1 rRNA gene is annotated in these 3,018 nt (G+C 53.4%); it reads left to right on the top strand.

Features of this window, described 5'->3' with window-relative positions:
• The first annotated feature begins 192 nt into the window (after positions 1-192).
• Positions 193-2,989: ribosomal RNA gene (locus IFT67_RS20350) — 23S ribosomal RNA — on the top strand.
• The last annotated feature ends 29 nt before the right edge of the window (positions 2,990-3,018 follow it).

A 3,018-nucleotide genomic window follows, 5' to 3' on the forward strand; every position in this document is an offset into this window, starting at 1 on the left:
TTCGGCGGTTCGTGAGCGCTTCGGCGTCAACGAGCTAAACGAGCGGTTCGAGGCTCCAGATATCGACATCATCATATAAATAATCTGGCTGAGATTATAATCATCCGCACCTGACAAAAGCTAACGCGCACTGCTCTGCCGAGTTGGTGATCCGAAAGGACACCCAGTGATGTCGTTGGTGGTGTGGACTCTCAAGCGTGAGGTAAGGGCAATTCGTGGATGCCTTGGCACATACAGGCGATGAAGGACGTGGCACGCTGCGATAAGCGTCGGTGAGCTGTGAGCAAGCTTTGACCCGACGATTTCCGAATGGGGAAACCCACCTATCCCGATTAATCCAAGCCGTGCGGTAACGCAGGGTGTTGGGTTAATTAGGTTAGGTATCACTTAGCTGAATACATAGGCTTCGTGAAGCGAACCCGGCGAACTGAAACATCTCAGTAGCTGGAGGAAAAGACATCAACCGAGATTCCGTTAGTAGTGGCGAGCGAACGCGGACCAGGCCAGTGCCTGAATTTCAACTAGTAGAAGCTTCTGGAAAGTAGCGCCATAGCGGGTGACAGCCCCGTATACGAAAGTGAGAATTCAGGACTCGAGTAGGGCGGAACACGTGAAATTCTGTCTGAACATGGGGGGACCACCCTCCAAGCCTAAATACTCGTATGTGACCGATAGCGAACTAGTACCGTGAGGGAAAGGTGAAAAGCACCCCGATGAGGGGAGTGAAACAGTACCTGAAACGGATTGCCTACAAGCAGTTGGAGGGCTTTTATGGCCTGACAGCGTACCTCTTGCATAATGGGTCTGTGACTTAATGTATCAAGCAAGCTTAAGCCGATAGGTGTAGGCGCAGCGAAAGCGAGTCTGAATAGGGCGCCAGAGTTTGATGTATTAGACCCGAAACCCGGCGATCTAGGCATGACCAGGATGAAGGTGCAGTAACATGCACTGGAGGTCCGAACCGATTAACGTTGAAAAGTTACCGGATGAGTTGTGTTTAGGGGTGAAAGGCCAATCAAGCCGGGAAATAGCTGGTTCTCCGCGAAAACTATTGAGGTAGTGCCTCGCACGAACACCTTAGGGGGTAGAGCACTGGATGGGCTAGGGGGTCGCGAGATCTACCAAACCTAACCAAACTCCGAATACCTAAGAGTGATATGCGGGAGACAGACGGCGGGTGCTAAGGTCCGTCGTCAAAAGGGAAACAGCCCTGACCTACAGCTAAGGCCCCCAAATCGTATCTAAGTGGGAAAGCATGTGGGACTTCCAAAACAACCAGGAGGTTGGCTTAGAAGCAGCCATCCTTTAAAGAAAGCGTAACAGCTCACTGGTCTAAACAAGAGGTCCTGCGGCGAAGATGTAACGGGGCTCAAGATACGTGCCGAAGCTTAGGGTGTGCCACTTATGTGGTACGCGGTAGCGGAGCGTTCCGTAAGCCTGTGAAGCGATCTGGTAATGGGTCGTGGAGGTATCGGAAGTGCGAATGCAGACATGAGTAGCGATAAAGAGGGTGAGATGCCCTCTCGCCGAAAGACCAAGGGTTCCTGCGCAAGGCTAATCCGCGCAGGGTGAGCCGGCCCCTAAGACGAGCCCGAAGGGGGTAGTCGATGGGAACCACGTTAATATTCGTGGGCCTGGTGGTGTGTGACGGATCATGTGTGTTGTCATCCCTTATCGGATTGGGATGGCTTCGAAATGGTTCCAGGAAATAGCCCCACCGTATAGACCGTACCCGAAACCGACACAGGTGGTCAGGTAGAGTATACCAAGGCGCTTGAGAGAAGTGTCCTGAAGGAACTCGGCAAATTGCCTCCGTACCTTCGGAAGAAGGAGGCCCTCACTATGCGCAAGCACTTTGAGGGGGCACAGGCCAGGGGGTAGCGACTGTTTAGCAAAAACACAGGGCTCTGCTAAGTCGGCTTCAAGACGACGTATAGGGCCTGACGCCTGCCCGGTGCCTGAAGGTTAAGTGGAGGGGTGCAAGCTCTGAAATGAAGCCCAGGTAAACGGCGGCCGTAACTATAACGGTCCTAAGGTAGCGAAATTCCTTGTCGGGTAAGTTCCGACCTGCACGAATGGCGTAACGACTTCCCCACTGTCTCCAGGACATGCTCAGCGAAATTGAATTCTCCGTGAAGATGCGGAGTACCCGCGGTTAGACGGAAAGACCCCGTGCACCTTTACTGCAGCTTCAGAGTGGCATTAGGAAGAAACTGTGTAGCATAGGTGGGAGGCTTTGAAGCATCGGCGCCAGCTGATGTGGAGCCATAGGTGAAATACCACCCTGTTTGTTTCTGATGTCTAACCTCGTTCCGTAAGCCGGAACAGGGACCCTCTGTGGCGGGTAGTTTGACTGGGGCGGTCGCCTCCTAAAGAGTAACGGAGGCGCGCAATGGTGGGCTCAGGACGGTCGGAAACCGTCTGTTAGAGTGCAATGGCATAAGCCCGCCTGACTGCGAGACTGACAAGTCGAGCAGAGACGAAAGTCGGTCATAGTGATCCGGTGGTCCCTCGTGGAAGGGCCATCGCTCAACGGATAAAAGGTACGCCGGGGATAACAGGCTGATAACCCCCAAGAGCTCATATCGACGGGGTTGTTTGGCACCTCGATGTCGGCTCATCACATCCTGGGGCTGGAGCAGGTCCCAAGGGTTTGGCTGTTCGCCAATTAAAGTGGTACGTGAGCTGGGTTCAGAACGTCGCGAGACAGTTTGGTCCCTATCTGCCGTGGGCGTCGAAATTTGAGAGGAGTTGACCCTAGTACGAGAGGACCGGGTTGAACATACCTCTGGTGTACCAGTCGTTCCGCCAGGAGCGCAGCTGGGTAGCTATGTATGGACGGGATAACCGCTGAAAGCATCTAAGCGGGAAGCCTCCCTCGAGATAAGATTTCATAGAGCCGTCGGAGACCACGACGTTGATAGATCGGATGTAGAAGTGCGGTAACGCATGGAGCTAACCGATACTAATTGCTCTATTCGCGCTTGAGAGTCTCACACCATCAATGACAACACTGGG

The organism is Sphingomonas sp. CFBP 13728 (assembly GCF_014841895.1).
Lineage (GTDB): Bacteria > Pseudomonadota > Alphaproteobacteria > Sphingomonadales > Sphingomonadaceae > Sphingomonas.